The sequence below is a fragment of the Stenotrophomonas sp. S41 genome (assembly GCF_016624625.1).
Taxonomy (GTDB): domain Bacteria; phylum Pseudomonadota; class Gammaproteobacteria; order Xanthomonadales; family Xanthomonadaceae; genus Stenotrophomonas.
On record NZ_JACVTV010000250.1, the window covers coordinates 1 to 207 of the forward strand.

The window sequence follows — 207 nt, forward strand, 5'->3', positions numbered from 1 at the left end:
CTTTCAGCACCTTCTTGCGTCAGCGATAACGCCGCTGCAACGCGTCGACCTTCCAGGAGGCTTGGTTTTTCTCCAATAACCGCAGAATGTGCGGCTGATTGCTTGCGCCCGCCCGAATCATCTGGTTTTCTTTCGCCTTCGGATGCAATCGCCCGGTTCGGGCTGTGAGATCTGCGCGCGCGGCGCGCTCAAGGACGAGGAATGCCA

Annotated in this window: 1 protein-coding gene; it reads right to left on the bottom strand. The window is 58.9% G+C overall.

Features of this window, described 5'->3' with window-relative positions; translation table 11 throughout:
* Window positions 1–19 precede the first annotated feature (19 nt).
* Window positions 20–207, bottom strand: a 188-nt coding sequence (locus tag IAE56_RS21210; protein WP_234456254.1) for a hypothetical protein, incomplete at its 5' end; no start/stop codon positions are given.